We start from the raw sequence: 20,459 nt of genomic DNA on the forward strand, positions 1-20,459 counted from the left end.
CGCACGAACCTCTCCACGTCATGGCCGGGCTTGACCCGGCCATCCACGCCTTCTTCGCTGCAAAGACGTGGATGCCCGGGTCGAGCCCGGGCATGACGAACGAGGAGGCAGAGTTTCTGAATCGAAGGTGATCAGTGTTCGTCTACATCGCGCGACGCGTCGTCTATGTGATTCCTATCGTCCTCAGCGTGGCGCTGGTGTGTTTCCTGCTGGTGCACATCACGCCCGGCGATCCTCTCGTTGCCATTCTTCCGGCTGACGCATCGCAGGAGCTGGCGCAGCAACTCCGCGTCGCTTACGGCTTCGATCGCCCGCTACCTGTTCAGTTCGGCCTTTGGCTGTGGCGCGCGCTACACGGCGATCTCGGCAGCTCCATCGCCACCGGACGTCCTGTTCTGGCGGAGGTGATGAAAGCCGTCGGCAATACCGTGACGCTGGCCATCGCCGCGGCCGCCATCGGTTTCACGCTCGGTTTGTTTTTCGGGCTGATCGCCGGCTATTTCCGCGATACCTGGATCGACAAGGTTGCGACCTCGATCGCCATCGCCGGCGTCTCCGTGCCGCATTATTGGCTCGGTATGGTGCTGGTCATCATCTTCTCGGTGCAGCTGAACTGGCTACCTGCTGTTGGCGCAGGGCCGGGCGGTTCGGGTTCATGGGCCTGGGACTGGGAGCACATCAAATATCTCGTGCTGCCGGCGATCACGACCTCGGTCATTCCGATGGGCATCGTGACCCGCACGGTGCGCGCGCTGACCGGCGATATCCTGTCGCAGGATTTCGTCGAGGCGCTGCGTGCCAAGGGCTTGCAGGAAACCAAGGTGTTCCGTCACGTCATCAAGAATGCGGCACCCACGGCGCTTGCTGTGATGGGCCTGCAGCTCGGCTACATGCTCGGCGGCTCGATCCTGATCGAGACCGTGTTCTCCTGGCCTGGTTCGGGGCTTCTTTTGAACTCCGCCATCTTCCAGCGCGACCTGCCGCTGCTGCAGGGCACGATCCTGGTGCTGGCGCTGTTCTTCGTGTTCCTCAATCTTCTGGTCGATATCGCGCAGGCGTCGATCGATCCGCGCATCAAGCGGAGCTGACCATGCTGGATATCCTCTCATGACCGCGATGACGGACACTGCACTGCAGGCGGCGCCTGCCACCAAGGCTCGCGGCTATTGGGCCACGGTGGGCCGCCGTATCGTGCGCGACAAGGTCAGCATGGCCTGCGCGTTCATTCTGCTGCTGATCTTCCTTGCGGCGATCTTTGCGCCCTATCTGCATCTCGCAGATCCCTATCAGGGCTCGATGATCCGCCGTCTGCGTTTCATCGGCACACCCAACTATCCGCTCGGCACCGACGAACTCGGCCGCGACATGCTGGCGCGCCTGATTTATGGCGGGCGACTGTCGCTGCTGATCGGTATCCTGCCGGTGATCCTGGCCTTCTTCATCGGGACGGGGCTTGGCGTTGTGGCCGGCTATGTCGGCGGGAAGCTCAATACCGCGATCATGCGCACCGTCGACGTGTTCTACGCGTTCCCGTCGGTGCTGCTGGCCATTGCGATTTCCGGTGCGCTGGGTGCCGGCATCGTCAATTCGATCGTGTCGCTGACCATCGTCTTCGTGCCGCAGATCACGCGTGTCGCTGAAAGCGTCACGACCGGCGTGCGCAACATGGATTATGTGGAAGCCGCGCGTGCCTCCGGCGCGAACGCCTTCACCATCATGCGGGTGCACATGCTCGGCAACGTGCTGGGTTCGATCTTCGTTTACGCGACAGGGCTGATCTCGGTGTCGATGATCCTCGCTGCCGGCCTGTCGTTCCTCGGCCTCGGCACCAAGCCGCCGGAGCCGGAATGGGGTCTGATGCTGAACACGCTGCGCACCGCGATCTACGTCAATCCATGGGTAGCAGCACTCCCCGGCGCGATGATCTTCGCCGTGTCGATCTGTTTCAACCTGCTGAGCGACGGCATGCGCAGTGCCATGGACATCCGGAACTGATGGCATGAGTGATATTGTAGAAGAAATCGACAAGCTGGAGCCGCTGGAAGACATCGGCGGTGTTGCGCAGCCGTTGTTGCAGGTGGTCAGCCTGACCAAGCATTTCCCCGTGCGCGGCGGGCTGTTCGCGCCGAGCAAGACCGTGCGCGCGGTGGACGATGTGTCGTTCGCCATCGCCAAGGGTGAAACCGTTGGCATCGTCGGCGAGTCCGGCTGCGGCAAATCGACGACGGCGCGGTTGCTGATGCATCTAATGCCGCGCAATTCCGGCGATATCATCTATGACGGCCGCACTGTCGGGCGCGAGCTCTCGTTACGCGAGCTGCGCCGCGGCATGCAGATGGTGTTCCAGGACAGCTATGCCTCGCTCAACCCGCGTCTGACCATCGAAGAATCGATCGCCTTCGGACCGAAGGTGCACGGCATGGCCGATAAGGCCGCGCGGCTGCTGGCGCGCGAACTGCTCGGAAAGGTCGGTCTGCGGCCCGAGACGTTCGCCAATCGCTATCCGCATGAAATCTCCGGCGGCCAGAGGCAGCGCGTCAACATCGCGCGTGCGCTGGCGCTGTCGCCGCGTCTCGTCATTCTCGATGAAGCGGTCTCGGCGCTCGATAAATCGGTCGAGGCACAGGTGCTCAACCTGCTGGTCGACCTCAAGCGCGAATTCGGCCTGACCTATCTGTTCATCAGCCACGATCTCAACGTGGTGCGTTACATCTCCGACCGCGTGCTGGTGATGTACCTCGGCGAGGTCGTTGAACTCGGCCCGGTGGATGAGGTCTGGGACGGGCCGGCGCACCCCTACACGCGCGCGCTCCTGGCCGCGATGCCGTCATCCGATCCCGACAAGCGCACGGAAACGCCGCCGATCACCGGCGACCCGCCGAACCCGATCGATCCACCGTCCGGCTGTCGCTTCCACACACGCTGCCCCTTTGCCGAAGCGATGTGCGGCGAGGCCACGCCGAAACTGACTGAAATCACTGTGACCGGCCATCAGGCTGCCTGCTACATGGCGATCCCGGGTTCGGGCCACAGCAAAGCACCTGCCGCAGGAGCGCACTGACATGACCAAACCGACTGCCAAGCAGATCAAGGCGCTGACCGAAGTCAGCGGGCTTCCCGCGTCCGACGAGGTTGCGGAGCGCATCGCTAATTCGATCGGCCCGGCCTTTGAAGGCTTCGCGGCCGTCGCCGGGACCCTGCCGTTTGATCTCGAGCCCGCGACCTTCCTCTCTGTTCAGAATACGAAGGCTGCCAAATGAGTGTCACCGAACCCGCATTGCTGTCGCTGACGGAAGTCGCTGACGCGATCGCCACGAAGAAAATTTCGTCGCGCGAAGCTACGCAGTCCTGCCTCGATCGCGCTGTGAAGTCTCAGCCGAGCCTCAACGCCTACATGTCGATCGAGGCCGATGCAGCACTGACGGCGGCCGATGCAGCCGATGCCGCGCTCGCTAGGGGGCAAAGCCGCGGCGTACTGCACGGCGTGCCGCTGGCGCACAAGGACATGTATTACGACGAGGGACACGTCGTGACCTGCGGCTCGCATATCCGCCGCGACTGGGTTGCGACTACCACGGCGACATCGCTGCAGCGCCTGAAAGACGCTGGTACCGTGCGGCTCGGTTCGTTGCAGATGGTCGAGTTCGCCTACGGCCCGCTTGGCCATAACGTGCATTACGGCGCCGTGCACAATCCCTGGCATGTCGATCACGTCACGGGTGGTTCGTCGTCGGGTTCGGGCTCGGCCGTCGCAGCGCGTCTCACATTTGCGGCGCTCGGCTCCGACACCGGCGGCTCGATCCGTCTGCCGGCACATTTCTGCGGCGTCTCCGGTTTGAAGACGACGGTGGGTCTCGTCAGCCGCGCCGGCGCGATGCCGCTGTCGCAATCGCTTGATACGGTTGGCCCGCTGGCGCGCACTGTCGAGGATTGCGCGCTGCTGACCGGTCTGATGGCTGGTGCCGATCCGCTCGATCCAACCACCAGCACGCGCCCTGTGCCGGACTACATGGCGGCGACGCGTGCGTCCGCCAAAGGCATGACGGTCGGCATTCCCAAGGCGTTCTATGTCGACGATCTCGATGCCGATACCGCTGCGATCCTGCAGAACACCATCGCGACGCTGAAGGATGAAGGCATCAAGATCGTCGAAGTCGATCTGCCCAATCAGGGTCAACTCACGGCGGCCTGTCAGTTCGTGCTCGCGACGGAAGCCGCGGCGATGCACAAGCGCTGGATGATCGAGCGCCCGCAGGATTATGGCGTGCAGGTGCTGATGCGGCTGCAGAACGGTCTCGCGATCACCGGCGTCTCCTATATCGAGGCGCTGCGCTGGCGCGGTCCGGCACTTGCGGCCTATCTTGCTGCGGTGACCGGCACTGATGCGGTGCTCGCTCCGGTCTCGCCTGGCGCGGCTCCGACCATTGCCGAGACCGATGTCGGCAACAGCTCGGGTGCTGAAGCGATGATCCAGCGCCTGACGCGCTTCACGCGCCCGATCAATTATCTCGGTCTGCCCGGTCTCTCGATTCCGGCGGGTTTCACCAAGTCGAAACTTCCGGTGGGCATGCAGCTGATCGGTCGCCCGTTCGATGAAGCGACGTTGCTGACCATCGGTGCGGCGTTCCAGCGCGCCACGGACTTCCACAAACAGTGCCCGGAGTTGGCATGAGTAATCTCATCGAGGTTCGCAATCTCAACGTCCGGTTCGGCGGCGAACGGACCGTCTATGCGGTGAACGATCTCAACCTCACGCTCGGCGAAGGCGAGGTTCTCGGCCTGCTCGGCGAGTCCGGTTCGGGCAAGAGCGTCACCTTGCGCGCGCTGATGCGGCTGCTGCCGAAGAAGCGCACGCAGATCACTGGCACGGTCAATGTGCTCGGCAAGGACGTGCTGGCACTCAACGATGACGAACTCTCGGCATTTCGCGGCCAGACGGTGTCGATGATCTTCCAGGAGCCGGCGCTGGCGCTGGATCCGGTCTATACGATCGGCCAGCAGATTGCCGAAAGTGTGATGCGGCACGAGGGGAAGAGCCAGGCCGAGGGCGTGAAGCGCGCGCTCGAAATGCTCGAAGTCGTGCGCATTCCGTCGGCCAAGCGTCGCCTCGATGCCTATCCGCACGAGATGTCCGGTGGCATGCGGCAGCGCGCAATGATCGCGCTGGCGCTGGCCTGCAAGCCGAAGATCCTGCTCGCGGACGAGCCGACCACTGCGCTCGATGCCACCGTGCAGATCCAGATCCTGCTGCTGCTGCGCGAGCTGCAGCGCGAATTCGGCATGTCGATCATCTTCGTCACGCACGATATCGGCGTGGCCATCGAAATCTGCGATCGCGTGGCCGTGATGTATGCCGGCCAGATCGTCGAGCAGGGCACGCTAAGCCAGATCGTACGCTCGGCCGTGCATCCCTATCCGCAGGGGCTGCTGGCCTCCACCGTGCACGGCGCCAAGCGCGGGGCGCGTCTGGAGACGATTCCGGGTACGCCGCCGTCGCTCGACAAGCCGCCGGTGAATTGCTCCTTCGCGCCGCGCTGCAAATTCGCCCAGCCGCGTTGCGTCGAGGCGGCGCCGCCGAATGTCGAACTCGCCGACAATCGCGTGGTGCGGTGTATTCTGGCGGAGCAGGCGGCAGCGGCACTGCCGGCCTGACGCCTTCTTACCCCGCCAAATTCTTCAGCAGGAACGTCAGCGCCGTCTGCGCGAAACTGTGCATGTTGCCGGAGCGGTCGTTGCTGCCGGTCTCCAGCGTCATGACCTCGTTTCGCGGGCCGGCGACGGCCATGCAGCTATGGCCTGCGGCGTCGCCATAACGATTGCCGGAGGGGCCGGTGGCGCCGGTTTCCGACAGGCCCCAGTCACAGCCGAGGCGGGTGCGGATCTGCGTCGCCAGCAGTTGTGCGTAGGGCTCTGAAGACGAGCGCATGCCCGGTATCCGAAACACGTCATCGGAAATATCCATCAATACGCGCCGTGCATCGCGCGTATAGATCACGCCGCCGCCGATGAAATAGGCGGAGGCACCGGGCACTGCGAGCAGTGCAGCGGAAATCAAACCGCCGGTCGAGGATTCAGCTATGCCGATGGTCTGCTTGCGCGCGATCAGCTCAATGGCAATCTTCTCGGCGAGGGGAATGAGATCTCTCATGACTTCTTCCCCCAAGGTTTTGACCAGGGCCTGATCCACGGCTTCTTCGCCAGTGACCCATAGACAGCGCGAATGAAATTCTTGCTGGCGGTCTCGTTCGGTGCCCATTTGGCGTCGAGATCGGCAAATGGCTTAGCCGCCAGAACCTCGTCTTCCGTCTTGCCCTCCTTGATCAGCTTGGCCATGCGATCGCGCGCCGTCACCAGCATGGTGCGATAGTCGACCAGCGCAGCCTTGTTCGCCAGCGGACCGTGGCCGGGAACGATCTTGGTGGTGTCGTTCGCCAGTTTCAGATAGGCGTCGGTCGCTGCAATTATGCCCTTGATATTGCCGCCGTTGAGAACGTCGATATTGGGATAGCGGCCATTGGTGAATGTATCACCGGTCGCAATGACATTGGCGCTCTTGAAGTAGACATAGGTGTCGCCATCGGTATGCGCGTTGTCGGGATGGCGCAGTTCGGCGATGCGGCCGCGCAGGCTGAGCTTGAGCTGATGCGTGTAGGTGTTGGTTGGCAGCGCCGCCTTCGGCGCGGGCGGATTCTGTGCGCCGGTCAGGAAATTCGTGGTGCCTTTTTTCAGGCGGGTTCTGACCTTGACGTTGGCAACGATGGTCGCGCCTTCGTTGGCAAAGGCCTCGTTGCCGCCGGTATGGTCGCCGTGGAAATGCGTGTTGACGAGATACTTGACCGGCTGCGGTGTCACCGCGGCGATGGCCGCCTTGATCTTGTCATGCAGCGGGGCAAACTGGCTGTCGACGAGGATGGCGCCCGATTTGGCCGTGGCCAGCGTCATGTTGCCACCCTGGCCTTCGAGCATATAGACGCCGTCACCGAGGTCGGTGGTTTTGATCTCGACCTTTGAGAAGTCGGGCGGCGGCGGTGCTGCCGGCGGTGTGGACGCCTGCTGTGCGAGCGCAGGCGTCAGCGCCAGAAGGGTGAAAACCGCAGCCAGTGTCGTCCGATTCATCGCAAGCTCCATTTCGAAACAGGCCAGACTTCTAGCATGTTTCGGATGGCGATCTGCTCGCGAACACGTGATGTCGACAATGCCGATCAGCGGCCAGGACGGTCACGTTCCGGCGGGACCTGGGAGAGCAGCCAGTCGCGAAAAGCCTTGAGTTTTCGCGAGTCCGAAGAGGCCTCGGGCGACACCAGATAGAAGCCGGCATCGGCGGGCATGCGCATGTCGAAGGGCACCACCAGCCGGCCCTTGGCGAGATCGCCCTCCACATAGGTGGTGCGGCCGATGGCGACGCCGAGGCCGTCGATCGCAGCCTGCAGGGTCATGAAAATCATGTCGAAGGTCAGGCCCGGCTGTTTCGAAATATCGGCCGGCAATCCAGCTGCGGTGAGCCAGAGTCGCCAATCATCGTCATAGCCGCCGCTCGAATGCAGCAGCGTATAGTCCGCGAGATCCTGCGGCTTCAGCAGCGCCTTCTTTCCGGTGCGAAGCGCCGGGCTGCAGACCGGAAACAGATCATCCGCCGTCAGCCAGTCGGCGCGGAGGCCAGGCCATTGGCCGCGACCGTAACGGATCGCGGCATCGACATCGCCGCTCTTGAAATCGACCATGCTTGTCGACGTGGTGATGCGCACATCGATATCGGGATGGGCTCTCTGGAACGCTGAGATGCGCGGCAGGAGCCATTTCGATGCCATCGATGCGAGCGTGCTCACCGTCAGCACGTGGTCGTTATCGCGGCGCTTGAGCCGGTCTGTGGCAAGACGCAGATCGTTGAAGGCCGCGCGTACGCCGGGCAGATAGTCGTGTCCCTGCGGGGTGAGTGCGAGCGCGCGGTTCTGCCGAATGAACAGCTTGAGACCAAGCTCTTCTTCCAGCCGCTTGATCTGATGGCTGATCGCCGTCTGCGTGACGTTCAGCTCGCTTGCCGCATTGGTGAAGCTCAGATGGCGTGCGGCGGCTTCGAAGGCGCGCAGCCCGTTGAGTGACGGCAACCGGGTGCTCATCCGTGCTCTCTCCCCTGGCGATTCACCCTTCGTCCCATCCATGAGTTTGTCTCATGTGACGCGGTGCACAATGTCGTTTGTGCAATGTGAGAATGAAGCCGATATTTCCTAAGTAAATTTAGCTTCAGGAGAGCAAAATGTCTACTTGCACCCACGAATCGATGACAAATCATCATGCTCCACTCAGTGTGGCGACGATCGCCGAGACGTTCCACGTCTGGCGAGAGCGCGCCCACCAACGCCGCGAACTGGCGCATTGGAGCGAGCGTGACATCCACGACGCCGGCCTTTCGGTGGGCGACGTGATGGCTGAGGCCAGCAAGCCGTTCTGGCGCGCGTAAGGACGGTCCGATCGTCCGGGAGGAACTGTCATGCAACATCTCAACCTCGATGACCTTGGTCAGTATTCCGATGTGGTGTTGTCACGCAGCGGCGCTGCGGTGACAGTTCGGTTTGTCGAGCTTCACGATGCGGACGCGTTGCAGGCCTATTTCCGCGGCCTGTCTGTGCGGTCGCGCTACAATCGCCTGATGGGCGCCGCCAGCGAATTGCCGGCGGGGCAGCTCGACAAATTCATCCATGTCGGTGAGGCCGACAGTTTCTCGGTCGTCGCGACGGTCTCGCGCGATGGCTCGGAGACCATTGTCGGCGAGGCCCGCTACGCGTTTGATGAAGCGACGTCTCGTTTCGAACTGGGCCTGTCCGTAGCTGATTCCATGCAAGGGCAGGGTATCGGCCTGGCACTCATGTCCAATTTGGAATGCCGTGCTGCTGCGCTCGGAGCCGACCAGCTCTTCGGAGATACATTGCGCTCAAACGAGGCAATGCTCGCACTGGCCCGCAAGGCCGGCTTCACATTCGCGCCGACGCCGGGCGATTGGAAGCAGGTGCGCTTCGTAAAGCAGATCGATACGGTGCCAACCGCAAACCTATGCGCGGTCTGGCGCCTCGCAGCGCAATCCCTGCAGCCGATACTTGCCTAAGCGCGGCAACGCTCGCCACTGTCAGGCAAGGTATGATGCGACGAAGCAATTCAATCCCTCTCTAGCTCAGGATTGCTTCGTCGCATCTGCGTGTCCTGAAGACAGCGCCTATGCCGTTCCTTTCGCGAAGTCTGTCGATGTGGCGACATCGCGCCACGTAGCCAGTTCCTTTTCGACAAAAGCATGCTTGCTCTCGATCCGCGCAACCGTGTCGCTGCCGAGCGGCAGACGGATCGGAGGAGTCTTGGCAGCTGCAAGCTGCATGAAGGCCTTTGCCAGCTTGCTGGGATCGCCGGGTTGCGCATGGTTGACGTCGGCGGCGTGGCCGCGAGTCTTGCCGACGGTGGCGTGATAGTCGCCGATCTCCAGCGCGGTGCGCACCAGCGAGTTATCGTCCAGAAAGTCGGTGCGGAAGAAGCCGGGCTCGACCACCGTCACATGGATGCCCAGCGGCGCGACTTCGGCGGCCAGCGCTTCACTGATGCCTTCGACCGCGAACTTGGTCGAACCATAGACGCCCCAACCCGGAAAGCCTGCATATCCGCCGACGGATGAAATGTTCATGACATGACCCGAGCCCTGCCGGCGCATATGCGGCAGCACGGCACGGGTGACGCCGAGCAGTCCGAATACGTTGGTGGCATAGAGACGTTCGACTTCCTTGGCACTGGCTTCCTCGATCGCGCCGAGCAGGCCATAACCGGCATTGTTGACCAGCGCATCGATGCGGCCGAATTTCTTCACAGCCTGACCTGCGGCCTCGTGGGCCTCGGTCTCGCTGGTGACATCGAGCCGTGTGGCCAGCAGGCGCTCATGGGTGCCGAGACGTGCGGTGACAGCATTGGGATCGCGGGCCGTTGCAACGACGGCATCGCCCTGAGCCAAAGCTTCCGCAGCGATGAGGGCGCCGAAACCGCGGGATGCTCCTGTGATGAACCAGACGCGCATGGTGGTCTCTCCTGTGTTGGCCCCGCGTTAGTGCAGGGCTGATGGGCAACACTTAGCGGCTCGCCAGAACTGAAATAATCCTCTATTTATTCCATGTGTTCATGAGCTAGATTCAATAATGAGCTTGATCGGCCCGGCTGACCTCGCGACCTTTCTGGCGATTGCCCGGCATCGCAGCTTTCGCAATGCCGCCGTTGAACTTGGCGTGTCCGCCTCCGCGCTGAGCCACGCCTTGCGCGGCATCGAGGAGCGTCTTGATGTCCGGCTGGTCAATCGCACCACCCGCAGTGTCGCGCTGACGGAGGCGGGTGAGCGGTTGTTCGCGCGGGTCAGTCCGGCATTCCAGGACATCAATGATGCGCTGGAGGACCTCAATCATTTTCGCGGCAAGCCGGCGGGGACGTTGCGCTTCAATGCCGCCCGGCAATCCGCACAACTCGTGCTGCTGCCGATCGTCACGCGATTCCTGAAAGCCTATCCGGAGATCAATGTCGAGATTGCCGTGAATGACGGTCTTGTCGACATGGTCTCTGCCGGTTTCGATGCGGGCATCCGCTTCGGCGAAACCGTTGCGGCGGACATGATCGCGGTGCCGATCGGCCCGCGGCAGCGATCGGCGGTCGTTGCGTCACCCGGCTTCCTCAAGCAGCACAAGCTGCCGCAGACGCCGCATGAGCTGAAAGATCTGCCGTGCATCCGCTATCGCTTCTGGGGTGGCGCGCTCTATCGTTGGGAATTCGAGCGCGGCGGCATCGAGGTCGAGATCGATGTCGCGGGCGCGCTCACACTGAACGATCAGGATCTGATGGTGGACGCCGCGCTGGACGGAGCCGGACTGGCTTACGTGTTCGAAGGGCAGGTCGAGGAGTTGATCGCCAAGCGCAAGCTGGTGCGGGTCCTCGCCGACTGGTGTCCGGCCTATCCCGGCTTCTTCATGTATTATCCCAGCCGCCGACAACTGCCGGCGGCATTGCGGGCCTTTGTCGATTTTGCCAAGACGCCGGCTTTAGTGAAGTCGAAGGTTTAGATGCGCATCAGTTGCCTTTGAAGTTCGGCTTACGCTTCTCGATGAAGGCTTGCACCGCCTCGCGGTGATCTGCCGTCATGGTCGTGCGGATCAGGCGTTCCGCCTCGTGATCCCGCGCCGTGGTGAAATCGAATGCGAGCGCTTCGTCGAGATTGTCCTTCATGTAGCGCAGCGCCAGCGTCGGTCCCTGGGCCATGCCACGGGCCATGGCGAAGGCTTCGTCCTGCAGCCTGTCGTCAGGCACCACGCGGTTGAACAGCCCGATGGCTTCGGCGCGGCTTGCCTCGACTTTGTTGGCTGTGAACATCAGCTCGCGCGCGCGGGCCGTGCCGACGAGGCGCGTCAGCAGCCAGGCGATTCCGTAATCGCCGCTGAGACCGACGCGCAGATAGCCAGTCGAGACGAAAGCCGATTGCGCAGCGATGCGGATATCGCAGGCCATGGCGATGGCAAGGCCGGCGCCGGCAGCGGGGCCGGGCAGCGCGGCGATGGTCGGCTTGCGCACGGCGACCAATGCACCGGTCAGCAGGCGTTGACGCTCCTGCAGGTCAGTGACGCGCTCGTCGAACGACATCTCCAGCACCGCCTGCTTGCGATGCGCGCCCATGCCCTTCACGTCACCGCCGGAGCAGAAGGCCGTGCCGGCGCCGGTAATCAGTAGCGCACCGACATCAGGATTTTCGCCGCAGGTGCGGATCATTGTGCGCAATGCGGGCGTGAGATGATCCGACAGCGAGTTGCGCGCTTCCGGTCGGTTCAGGGTGATGACGGCAACGCGCTCGCGGATCTCGCACAGCAGCTCACCGGTGCCGGTGTTGATGACCTGTACGGCTTCACTCATGTGTCTCGCCCCCGCTATCGCGTCAGAATTTTTCGACCCATGGACGGATTTCGAGCTCCGAACTCCAGGCACTGCGCGGCTGCTGTAGCACGTTCCAGTAATTCATGGCGATGGCATCGGGGTCGAGCATCGAGTCCGGCCTGTCCGCTGGCTCAACGCGGACTGAACTGCGAATGCCGCCATCGATGACAAAGTGGGCGATGTGGATCCCTTGCGGTGCAAACTCGCGGGCCAACGACTGCGCCATTCCGCGCAACGCGAACTTGCCCATGGCGAAGGGTGCCGATTGTGCGAAGCCTTTGATACTCGCGGAGGCACCAGTGAACAGGATGGCGCCGTGCTTGTTGGGCAACATGCGCTGCAATGCCTGTTGCGCGACCAGAAATCCGCCGAAGGCGCTAACGGCGATGGATTGTGCAACATCGGGAGGTGCGAGCTCGATGAAAGGCCCACGGGCGCGTTGGCTGGCGTTGTAGACGACGATATCGGGCGCGCCGATCTGGCGTTCGACATCTGCAAACAGCTTGGCGACATCTCCGGCCTGGGTCGCGTCGCAGGCAAAGGCCTTGGCGCCGGTCTCCTGGCACAGCGCATCCAGCTTGCCGGGATTGCGGGCGGCGAGTGCGACGCGGATGCCCTGTTTGGACAGCAGCCTCGCCAGCGATGCGCTGATGCCCTCACCGACGCCGACGATCAAAGCGGTTTCGTAATGCGGAATTTCCATGGATCAAATCTCCGGCTGGGGCACTTTATTCGCTGGCGCGGCAGGCGCATGATGAAGATGGAAACGCAACTGCCAAACACAAGAGGCCGTCATGAACGCCCACGCCCAGATTGCCGCCAATCTGATCGCACCCGACACGTCCGGCATGAATTTCTACCGGGCCGATCCGGCACTGACCGATTTGCTGCGTATTCATCTGCCGGAGGATCTGTTCAACCATATCGAGCCGCATCTCGATCGGCTGGGCGGTCTTGTCGGTGGGCCGCTCGATGAAGCCGGGCGGATGGCCGACAAGCATGGACCCGTGCTTCACCAGCGCGACAAGTTCGGCCAGGACGTGCAGTGGGTCGAATATCACCCGGCCTATCGCGAGCTTGAGAACGCAGCTTTCGGTGAGTTTGGCATTCACGCTTTGTCGCATCGCAAGGGGATCATGGGCTGGCCCTCGACCTATCCGGTGACAGCCAAGCACGCCTTTACGTTCCTCTTCAATCAGGCCGAATTCGGCATGGGTTGCCCGATCAATGTCACCGATGGCGCAGCGAAATTGCTGTCGAACTACGGCGACGATGCGCTGAAGGCCAAATATCTCGACAGGCTGACGCAGACCGACATGAGCAAGCTGACCCAGGGTGGTCAGTTCATGACCGAGAAGGAAGGCGGCTCCGACGTCGGTAAACTGACGACATCTGCCGTGCAGGAGGGCGATCACTGGCGGCTGTATGGCGAGAAGTGGTTCTGCTCCAATGCCGATGCGAAAGTCGTGATGCTGCTGGCGCGGCCGGAAGGCGCGGTCGGCGGCACCAAGGGTGTCGGCCTGTTCCTGATGCCGCGGACGCTCGATGACGGCACGCCCAATCACTACCGGATCGTGCGCCTGAAGGACAAGCTCGGCACGCGGTCGATGGCATCAGGTGAGATCAAGCTCGAGGGCGCTATCGCTTATGCCGTCGGCAAGCTCGATCGCGGCTTCGTGCAGATGGCCGAGATGGTGAATTCGTCGCGCCTGTCGAATGGCGTGAAGTCGACCTCGCTGATGCGCCGCGCCTGGCACGATGCGATGGCAGTCGCGCGCGGCCGTGTCGTGTTCGGCCAGCGCATCATCGACATGCCGCTGGCGCGGCGGCAGTTGATGAAGATCATGGTGGCGACCGAGCAGGCGTTGTCGATGAGCTTCCTCACCGCGGATGCGCTGGACCGTGCCGAAGCCGGCAGTCAGGATGCTGCAGCGCTGCTGCGGATCCTGACGCCGACGCTGAAATTCCGTGCGACGCGTGACGCGCGCAAGGTCTGCGGGGATGCGATGGAGATGCGCGGCGGTGTCGGTTACATTGAGGAATTCGCCACCGCGCGGCTGCTGCGCGATGCGCATCTCGGCTCGATCTGGGAAGGCACCGGCAATATCGTCGCGCTCGACGCGCTGACGCGTGCGGTGGGCCGGCACGGTGCCGAGGCTGCGCTTGCTGCCGACTTGCATGCGCGGCTGGACGATTCTCCGAGCGTACCGCAGGCATGGCGCGATCGGCTGCGTGGCCTCGCCGACCGTGCCATCGGCTTCGCGCGTGAGGTTGCCGCACGGTCGGATAACGAAGGCGATGCCCGCCGCGCAACGAGTTCACTATATCATGTGGCCAGCGCCATCGCGATGACATGGGAAGCGCACCGCATCCACGAACGACGTGGCGACGCGCGGCGCCTGCTGCTGTCGCGCCTCGTGATCGATCATCGCCTGATGACGCCCGATCCGTTTGCTGTGATCGAAAGCGAAACGCAGAAACAGATCGTCGCGCATCTGCTGGGTGAGCGCGATGTCAGCATGGAGGAGGCCAGTCGGCTGATGCTGGGCTGACCTGATCGCAGGGACTATGAGCGCGGACCGTTGTCTTTCAGGAACTTGAGCAGCAAGCGGCTGACCTCTTGTGGTTGTTCCTGCTGCACCCAATGGCCTGCGCCGTCGATCAGGTGCATCGCGCGCATATTCGTGCAGGCGCTGTTTTGCATCGTCTCGATGGCACCGGGGCGCTGATAGATGCCCCAGTCCTGCTTGCCCGAGATGAAAGCTGAAGGGACGTCGATGGTGCGCCCGGCAAACGTCTCGTAATCTGCACTGAACGCGCCCGTCGTATTGCAGCGATACCACTGCAATCCACCCTGGAAGCCCGTGCGCGCATATTCGCCGGCATAGAAGGCCAGTTCATTGTCCGGCAGCCATTTGCATGATGCGATCTGTTCAGGCGTCGGCATCTCTGCGGCCACGGTCTCGGCCATGGTCTGGTCGCGGTCCATCACATAATAGGTCGGCAGCTTCGCCAGCTCACTCGCGGTCCAGCCTTGCAATGGAGTGGGCGTATTGCCCGGCCAGTCCGCACTCTTGTGATGATAATAGGCGCGCAGGAAATCATGTACGCCTTGTGGCGCATGTTGCATATGAGCGTTGGCATCGCGTGTGGCGTAATACCACTGATAGTGGATGCGCGGCCGCGGCAATGCCGCGAGGTCGCGATGCACGGGATCATCGGTCTTTGGCGGTGCCGGCTGATCGGCGGTGCCGAAAGGCAGCGATGGAGGTCCGGCAAAGGGCGCGCTCATCAGGGCAACGGATCGGAATACATCCGGCCGCACCAGCGCGCACCAGGCTGCGACCGAGCTGCCATAGTCATGTCCGACCACCGCATCGACATGGCGATAGCCGAAGGCGGCGACGAGGCCGACCGCATCGCGCACGAGGTTGAGCAGATTGAAGGGACGCAGATCGCCATCATAGTCTGCGCTCCAGCCGGTGGTGCGGCCATAGCCGCGTTGGTCCGGCGCAATCACGTGATAGCCGGCCGCGGCGAGCTGCGGCATGACCTTGCGCCAGCTAAAGGCCAGCTCGGGAAATCCGTGCACCAGCAGGATGCAGGGCCGGCCTTTGGTTTCGAAGCCGGCCTCCAGTACATGCACGCGCAAACCGTTGATGTCCTCGACAAAACGCGAGCGAATTCCAGCCGGCAGAATGTTGGGATCGATGGGTGTCACGTCGCCTCCATGCTGCACTTGTGCGGCAGCGTGAGTGCACTCCAGCGCAAGCACCGTGAAAAGACAACTAGCGTTTGAAGCGGGCCACCAATTCGATATGGGGCGTATGCCGGAACTGGTCCACGGGTGTGACGCTGTCGAGCTTGTAGCCGCCATCGATCAGGATCTTTGCATCGCGTGCGAAGGTCTGGACGTTGCACGACACGGCGACGACGACGGGGATCTTGCTTGCCGCGAGCCGTTCGACCTGTGCCTGCGCGCCCTGGCGCGGCGGATCGAACACGACAGCGTCGAAGTCGCGCAATTCCTGCGGCACCAGTGGACGGCGAAACAGGTCGCGCATCTCCGCCTTGATCGGCTTCAGGCCCTTGGTGTCCTTGATGGCCTGCTGCAGCGAGGTGATGGCGCCTGCATCGCTATCGAAAGCTGTAATCTTCGACTTGGTGGCCAACCGCAGCGCAAAGGGACCGATACCGCAGAACAGATCGGCGATGTTTTTCGCGCCCTTGCACAGCTGGAGCACAAGCGCCGCCAATGTCTCTTCACCGGCCGCGGTGGCTTGCAGAAATGAGCCCGGCGGCAACGTAACCTGCGCGTTACCCATTGTGACCACAGGCGGCACGCGCATCAGCACGAGTTCGCCATGTCGTGTGAGACGTGCCAGTTTGTGCGCCTCAGCAATGCGCGACAGCGCTGTGATGATCGCGGTCGGCAATGGCCCGGTGCCGCGGACGTCGATATCGAGTCCGTTACTGGCCGCTGTCACCTGAATGTCTAGCGGCTTGCTGACCGGCTTCAACACCTCGGCCAGCGCGCGCGCGGCATCGAGCGCGCCATCCAGTGCAGGATCCAGGATCGGGCACGCGTCAATGGCGATGATCGCGTGGCTCGCGGATGCGGCAAAGCCGACACGCAGCTCGCCATCACTGCCACGCCGGGCATGCAACGTTACGCGGCGGCGGCCGGCGCCATGAGCATCAACGATCGGATCGACCGGGCAGGTGATCTTCGCTTGTGCCAGCGTGTCGATCACGATCTGGCGCTTCCAGGCCTGATAGGGATCGGGCTGCCAGTGCTGGATGGCGCAGCCGCCGCAGCGCGTGAAGTAGGTGCAGAACGGGTTGATCCGTTCCGGGCTGGCGGTGTCGATCTGCAGCAATCGTCTACGCTCCGGATGTTCGTCGTCGCGTTCCGTCTCGACGATCTCATGCGCCAGCGTGTAGGGCACGAACAGCGGCACGCCGCCTGTGAGGCTGACGCCGTCGCCGCGCTGGCCGACATCATCGATGGTCAGGTGTTCAGCCACGCCGGGCACCCATGAAGAACTCGATATTGCCGTCACCGCCGGTGATCGACGACGGGAAGACCTCGATATCGGTGCAGCCGAGCGTCCTGGCAAAATCGGTGATGTCGTCGCAGATGGCCTGATGCACGGCAGCGTTCTTGATGATGCCGCGCTTGGATTGCTTCCGGTCGGCCTCAAATTGCGGCTTGATCAGCGCCAGCAGGCTCATCGGCGCCGCCGCGAGTGACAGCGCGACAGGCAGCACCGCCTTGAGCGAAATGAAGCTGACATCGATTACCACGACGTCTGGACGCGCCGGCAGGCGCTTGTTTTCATAGCTGCGGATATCCGTTTCTTCCATCGAGATGATTTTCGGATGGCCGTGCAGCGATGGATGAAGCTGGCTGTGCCCGACATCGATGGAGAACACCATGCTGGCGCCGTTGGCGAGCAGCACTTCTGTAAAACCGCCGGTGGAGGCGCCGACGTCGAGGCAGACGTGGTCCTCGATCTCGATCGGATATAGATCGAGCGCGCCGGCCAGCTTGACGCCGCCGCGCGAGACCCAGGGATGCGCCGGTTCAGCCTCGATCGCGGCGTCGAGCAGCAGCGGTTCTGACGCTTTGGCGACCGCTTTGCCGTTGGCCTTCACAAGCCCCGCTTCGATGGCGGCTTGCGCACGCGCGCGGCTTTCGAAAATTCCGCGGTCGACGAGAAGCGTATCGGCGCGTTTGCGCGGCGCGGCAGCAGTGTTCTGAGATTTCGTCATGGTCAGTACGATGCAGCAAGTTTCAAACAGGCTTCGAAGCTCGTCAGATCCTGCCAGAGATCATCGGGTGCTTCACGGGGGACGATCATGGACGCGCCATAGAGATCGAGCGCGTGGACCATCATCAGATTGTCGGCGAGGCCGAAATTTTCGACGGTGAGCCCGTTCGCATCGACCAGATGGCCATCCTGATCGGTGATCTCCGTCATACGGCGGACGCGGTCGAGATAGAGCGCAGGGTCGTTGCAATAGCCGAAGCAGAGCTTGCCGTGCCCGGCCATGTAACCGAGCTCGAACACCGTGCCGGCATCGGCGCTGGGACCGCGGAACGGCGTGAGATTGGCGATGATAATGTCGCAGTGGTTCATCATCGCTTCGTTGCCGTGGAAGATCTGGCGCGAGGCGTCGCCGGCATTGATGTCGATGGCGTTATCGAGCGGGAAGAACCCGTGCGCGCCGTAGCGCTTGCAGAGCGCGACCTTCTGCCGGCCGATCTCGGCGGCATTGGGCAGGAACACGTCGGGGCCTGCGAGATAGATATTCATGAAGTCCCCGTCTCATGGTGAGCCGCGCCGACATTGACGAGCCAATTCAGACGAGAACGAGGCAATCCGGCGGTTCCTGCCGAATTGCCTCGTCGTATTCTCTTCGCAATTGCAAACGCGATGTCGCGTTCAACGACAGATCAAGCGAGCTTGACGGTCTCGGCCTTGAAATCCTTGCCGAGGGTCTCGAACACCTTCTTGACGATCCCCTTGGAGTCCAGACCCGCCTGGGCATACATCGCTGCCGGCGTGTCGTGATCCTGGAACATGTCGGGCAGCACCAGCGAACGCATGCGCAGACCGCCGTCGAGCATGCCGTTGTCGGCGAGCAGCTGCATCACATGCGAGCCGAATCCGCCAATCGAACCTTCTTCGACGGTCAGAAGGATCTCGTGATCGCGGGCGAGCTTGAGGATCATGTCAGTGTCGAGCGGCTTCATGAAGCGCGCGTCGGCAATCGTGGTCGACAGGCCGTGGGCGGCGAGTTCGTCGGCAGCCTTCTCACATTCGGCGAGGCGCGTGCCGAACGACAGAAGCGCAACCTTGCTCCCTTCGCGGACGATGCGGCCCTTGCCGATTTCCAGGGGAATGCCGACTTCCGGCATTTCGACGCCGCGGCCTTCGCCGCGCGGATAACGCAGGGCGCTCGGTGAATCGTTGATGGCGACCTGGGTCGCGACCATGTGGACCAGTTCGGCCTCGTCGGAGGCGGCCATGATGACCATGTTCGGCAGACAGCCGAGATAGGCATTGTCGAATGAGCCCGCATGGGTCGCACCATCCGCACCGACCAGTCCGGCACGATCGATGGCGAAACGCACGGGCAGGTTCTGGATCGCCACGTCGTGGACAATCTGGTCGTAGCCGCGCTGCAGGAAGGTCGAGTAGATCGCGCAGAACGGCTTGTAGCCTTCGGTGGCGAGGCCAGCCGCAAAGGTCACCGCATGCTGCTCGGCGATGCCGACGTCGAAAGTGCGGTTCGGGAACGCCTTGTTGAAGATATCGACGCCGGTGCCCGATGGCATGGCCGCGGTGATGGCGACGATCTTGTCGTCCTTCTCGGCTTCCTTGACGAGGCTCTGGCCGAACACGTTCTGATAGGCCGGGGCGTTGGGCTTGGACTTCGACTGGGTGCCGGTGGCGACGTCGAATTTGACGACCGCATGATATTTGTCAGCGGCGGCTTCGGCCGGACCGTAGCCCTTGCCCTTCTGGGTCACGACGTGAAGCAGGATCGGGCCGGTCTCCATGTCGCGGACGTTCTGCAGCACGGGCAGCAGGTGATCGAGGTTGTGGCCGTCGATCGGGCCGACATAATAGAAGCCGAGCTCTTCAAACAGCGTGCCGCCGTTGACCATGAAGCCGCGCGAATATTCTTCGACGCGCTCGGCACGGTCAGCGATCAGCTTCGGCAGATGCTTGCCGAGCTGCTTGGCGGCATCGCGCAGCGAGCGATAGGTCTTGCCCGAATACATGCGCGACAGATAGGCCGACATGGCGCCGACCGGCGGCGCGATCGACATGTCGTTGTCGTTGAGGATGACGATCAGGCGGGAATTCATCGCGCCTGCATTGTTCATGGCTTCATAAGCCATGCCGGCCGACATCGAACCGTCACCGATCACGGCGATAACGTTGTTCTTGCCGCCGGAGAGGTCGCGAGCCACCGCCATGCCGAGGCCGGCGGAGATCGAGGTCGAGGAATGCGCGGCGCCGAACGGATCGTATTCGCTCTCGCTGCGCTTGGTGAAGCCGGACAGACCACCGGCGGTGCGGAGCGTACGGATACGGTCGCGGCGACCGGTGAGGATCTTGTGCGGATAGGCCTGATGGCCGACGTCCCAGATGATGCGGTCGCGCGGCGTATCGAAGACGTAGTGGAGGGCGGTGGTCAGTTCGACAACGCCGAGGCCGGCGCCGAAGTGGCCGCCGGTGACGGACACCGCATCGATGGTTTCCTGACGAAGCTCGTCGGCAACCTGACGAACCCGCTCGATCTTCAGCTTCCGGAGATCTTCCGGAGTCTTGATGGTATCGAGCAACGGTGTCTTACTAAAATCGGTCACGGCACTATTCCAATTTTACATGTCCGGGACTGCGTCTGGCTTCGGGGCCGTCGCGTTTCCGCGCGCCCACCGGACAACCGCAGCCTCCAGAACCGGGAAGCCTGTTTCGAGGCCTTATAATGGGCTTCGATTTTTC

The 20,459-nt window shown here is 62.6% G+C and carries 21 protein-coding genes; 10 read left to right on the top strand and 11 right to left on the bottom strand.

Going from position 1 to position 20,459, the window contains the following annotated elements:
• The first annotated feature begins 134 nt into the window (after nucleotides 1-134).
• The 6 genes from CHC01_RS19880 to CHC01_RS19905 are packed head-to-tail and all read left to right on the top strand — an operon-like array spanning nucleotide 135 to nucleotide 5,652.
• Nucleotides 135-1,088, top strand: a complete 954-nt coding sequence (locus CHC01_RS19880; protein WP_089265970.1) for an ABC transporter permease — start codon at nucleotides 135-137, stop codon at nucleotides 1,086-1,088.
• 28 nt (nucleotides 1,089-1,116) lie between these two features.
• Nucleotides 1,117-1,995 (top strand): ABC transporter permease, encoded by an 879-nt coding sequence (locus CHC01_RS19885; RefSeq protein ID WP_170849596.1) that lies wholly within the window; start codon nucleotides 1,117-1,119, stop codon nucleotides 1,993-1,995.
• Between the two features lie 4 nt (nucleotides 1,996-1,999).
• On the top strand, nucleotides 2,000-3,061 hold the full coding sequence (locus CHC01_RS19890; RefSeq protein ID WP_089265972.1) for an ABC transporter ATP-binding protein: 1,062 nt from the start codon (nucleotides 2,000-2,002) through the stop codon (nucleotides 3,059-3,061).
• 1 nt (nucleotide 3,062) lies between these two features.
• Nucleotides 3,063-3,260, top strand: a complete 198-nt coding sequence (locus tag CHC01_RS19895) for a hypothetical protein (RefSeq protein ID WP_089265973.1) — start codon at nucleotides 3,063-3,065, stop codon at nucleotides 3,258-3,260.
• Nucleotides 3,257-4,672, top strand: coding sequence for an amidase (locus tag CHC01_RS19900; protein WP_089265974.1), 1,416 nt, complete (start codon nucleotides 3,257-3,259; stop codon nucleotides 4,670-4,672). Before CHC01_RS19895 ends, CHC01_RS19900 begins: the two co-directional genes overlap by 4 nt.
• Nucleotides 4,669-5,652 carry an ABC transporter ATP-binding protein gene (locus CHC01_RS19905; protein ID WP_089265975.1) on the top strand — a complete coding sequence of 328 codons (984 nt, stop codon included), beginning with the start codon at nucleotides 4,669-4,671 and terminating at the stop codon, nucleotides 5,650-5,652. The genes CHC01_RS19900 and CHC01_RS19905 overlap by 4 nt, the downstream gene beginning before the upstream one ends.
• 7 nt (nucleotides 5,653-5,659) lie before the next feature.
• On the opposite strand, the gene CHC01_RS19910 is transcribed toward CHC01_RS19905, so the two are convergent.
• The 3 genes from CHC01_RS19910 to CHC01_RS19920 all read right to left on the bottom strand — a co-directional run bounded on the left by CHC01_RS19910 (nucleotide 5,660) and on the right by CHC01_RS19920 (nucleotide 8,117).
• Nucleotides 5,660-6,148 carry a CinA family protein gene (locus CHC01_RS19910; protein WP_089265976.1) on the bottom strand — a complete coding sequence of 163 codons (489 nt, stop codon included), beginning with the start codon at nucleotides 6,146-6,148 and terminating at the stop codon, nucleotides 5,660-5,662.
• Nucleotides 6,145-7,116, bottom strand: a complete 972-nt coding sequence (locus tag CHC01_RS19915) for an MBL fold metallo-hydrolase (protein WP_176454647.1) — start codon at nucleotides 7,114-7,116, stop codon at nucleotides 6,145-6,147. The genes CHC01_RS19910 and CHC01_RS19915 overlap by 4 nt, the downstream gene beginning before the upstream one ends.
• Nucleotides 7,117-7,202: 86 nt before the next feature.
• Nucleotides 7,203-8,117: a transcriptional regulator GcvA gene (locus CHC01_RS19920; protein ID WP_089265978.1), complete on the bottom strand. Its 915-nt coding sequence runs from the start codon at nucleotides 8,115-8,117 to the stop codon at nucleotides 7,203-7,205.
• A gap of 137 nt (nucleotides 8,118-8,254) precedes the next feature.
• On the opposite strand from CHC01_RS19920, the gene CHC01_RS19925 reads away from it, so the two are divergent.
• Nucleotides 8,255-8,458, top strand: coding sequence for a DUF1127 domain-containing protein (locus tag CHC01_RS19925; protein ID WP_089265979.1), 204 nt, complete (start codon nucleotides 8,255-8,257; stop codon nucleotides 8,456-8,458).
• A gap of 30 nt (nucleotides 8,459-8,488) precedes the next feature.
• Nucleotides 8,489-9,100 (top strand): GNAT family N-acetyltransferase, encoded by a 612-nt coding sequence (locus tag CHC01_RS19930; protein ID WP_089265980.1) that lies wholly within the window; start codon nucleotides 8,489-8,491, stop codon nucleotides 9,098-9,100.
• A 108-nt stretch (nucleotides 9,101-9,208) separates the two neighbouring features.
• Here the strand turns inward: CHC01_RS19930 and CHC01_RS19935 are convergent, their stop codons facing one another.
• A complete protein-coding gene (locus CHC01_RS19935) occupies nucleotides 9,209-10,048 on the bottom strand; it encodes an oxidoreductase (protein ID WP_089265981.1) in 840 nt (279 codons plus the stop codon).
• A 118-nt stretch (nucleotides 10,049-10,166) separates the two neighbouring features.
• Here CHC01_RS19935 and CHC01_RS19940 point away from each other — a divergent pair, with 118 nt between their 5' ends.
• Nucleotides 10,167-11,075 carry a LysR family transcriptional regulator gene (locus CHC01_RS19940; RefSeq protein ID WP_141137131.1) on the top strand — a complete coding sequence of 303 codons (909 nt, stop codon included), beginning with the start codon at nucleotides 10,167-10,169 and terminating at the stop codon, nucleotides 11,073-11,075.
• A gap of 7 nt (nucleotides 11,076-11,082) precedes the next feature.
• Here CHC01_RS19940 and CHC01_RS19945 read toward each other — a convergent pair whose 3' ends face one another.
• Nucleotides 11,083-11,916 (bottom strand): enoyl-CoA hydratase-related protein, encoded by an 834-nt coding sequence (locus CHC01_RS19945; RefSeq protein WP_089265982.1) that lies wholly within the window; start codon nucleotides 11,914-11,916, stop codon nucleotides 11,083-11,085.
• Nucleotides 11,917-11,938: 22 nt separating this feature from the next.
• Nucleotides 11,939-12,640 (bottom strand): SDR family NAD(P)-dependent oxidoreductase, encoded by a 702-nt coding sequence (locus tag CHC01_RS19950; RefSeq protein WP_068734530.1) that lies wholly within the window; start codon nucleotides 12,638-12,640, stop codon nucleotides 11,939-11,941.
• A gap of 91 nt (nucleotides 12,641-12,731) precedes the next feature.
• Between CHC01_RS19950 and CHC01_RS19955 the strand changes: the two genes are divergently transcribed.
• Nucleotides 12,732-14,489, top strand: a complete 1,758-nt coding sequence (locus CHC01_RS19955) for an acyl-CoA dehydrogenase family protein (protein WP_089265983.1) — start codon at nucleotides 12,732-12,734, stop codon at nucleotides 14,487-14,489.
• Nucleotides 14,490-14,503: 14 nt separating this feature from the next.
• On the opposite strand, the gene CHC01_RS19960 is transcribed toward CHC01_RS19955, so the two are convergent.
• From CHC01_RS19960 to dxs, 5 genes are all read right to left on the bottom strand, one after another.
• A complete protein-coding gene (locus CHC01_RS19960; RefSeq protein ID WP_244558472.1) occupies nucleotides 14,504-15,649 on the bottom strand; it encodes an alpha/beta fold hydrolase in 1,146 nt (381 codons plus the stop codon).
• A 76-nt stretch (nucleotides 15,650-15,725) separates the two neighbouring features.
• The gene (locus CHC01_RS19965; RefSeq protein WP_089266259.1) at nucleotides 15,726-16,964 is read right to left on the bottom strand and encodes a class I SAM-dependent RNA methyltransferase; all 1,239 of its coding nucleotides are present in this window, start codon (nucleotides 16,962-16,964) and stop codon (nucleotides 15,726-15,728) included.
• On the bottom strand, nucleotides 16,957-17,712 hold the full coding sequence (locus tag CHC01_RS19970) for a TlyA family RNA methyltransferase (protein ID WP_089265985.1): 756 nt from the start codon (nucleotides 17,710-17,712) through the stop codon (nucleotides 16,957-16,959). The genes CHC01_RS19965 and CHC01_RS19970 overlap by 8 nt, the downstream gene beginning before the upstream one ends.
• A gap of 2 nt (nucleotides 17,713-17,714) precedes the next feature.
• Nucleotides 17,715-18,257: a nucleoside 2-deoxyribosyltransferase gene (locus CHC01_RS19975; protein WP_089265986.1), complete on the bottom strand. Its 543-nt coding sequence runs from the start codon at nucleotides 18,255-18,257 to the stop codon at nucleotides 17,715-17,717.
• Nucleotides 18,258-18,397: 140 nt separating this feature from the next.
• Entirely contained in the window at nucleotides 18,398-20,323 is a 1,926-nt protein-coding gene (gene dxs, locus CHC01_RS19980) for a 1-deoxy-D-xylulose-5-phosphate synthase (protein ID WP_089265987.1), read from the bottom strand.
• Nucleotides 20,324-20,459 lie beyond the last annotated feature (136 nt).

It is taken from the genome of Tardiphaga sp. OK246 (assembly GCF_900188215.1).
In the GTDB taxonomy this organism is placed as follows: Bacteria; Pseudomonadota; Alphaproteobacteria; order Rhizobiales; family Xanthobacteraceae; genus Tardiphaga; species Tardiphaga robiniae.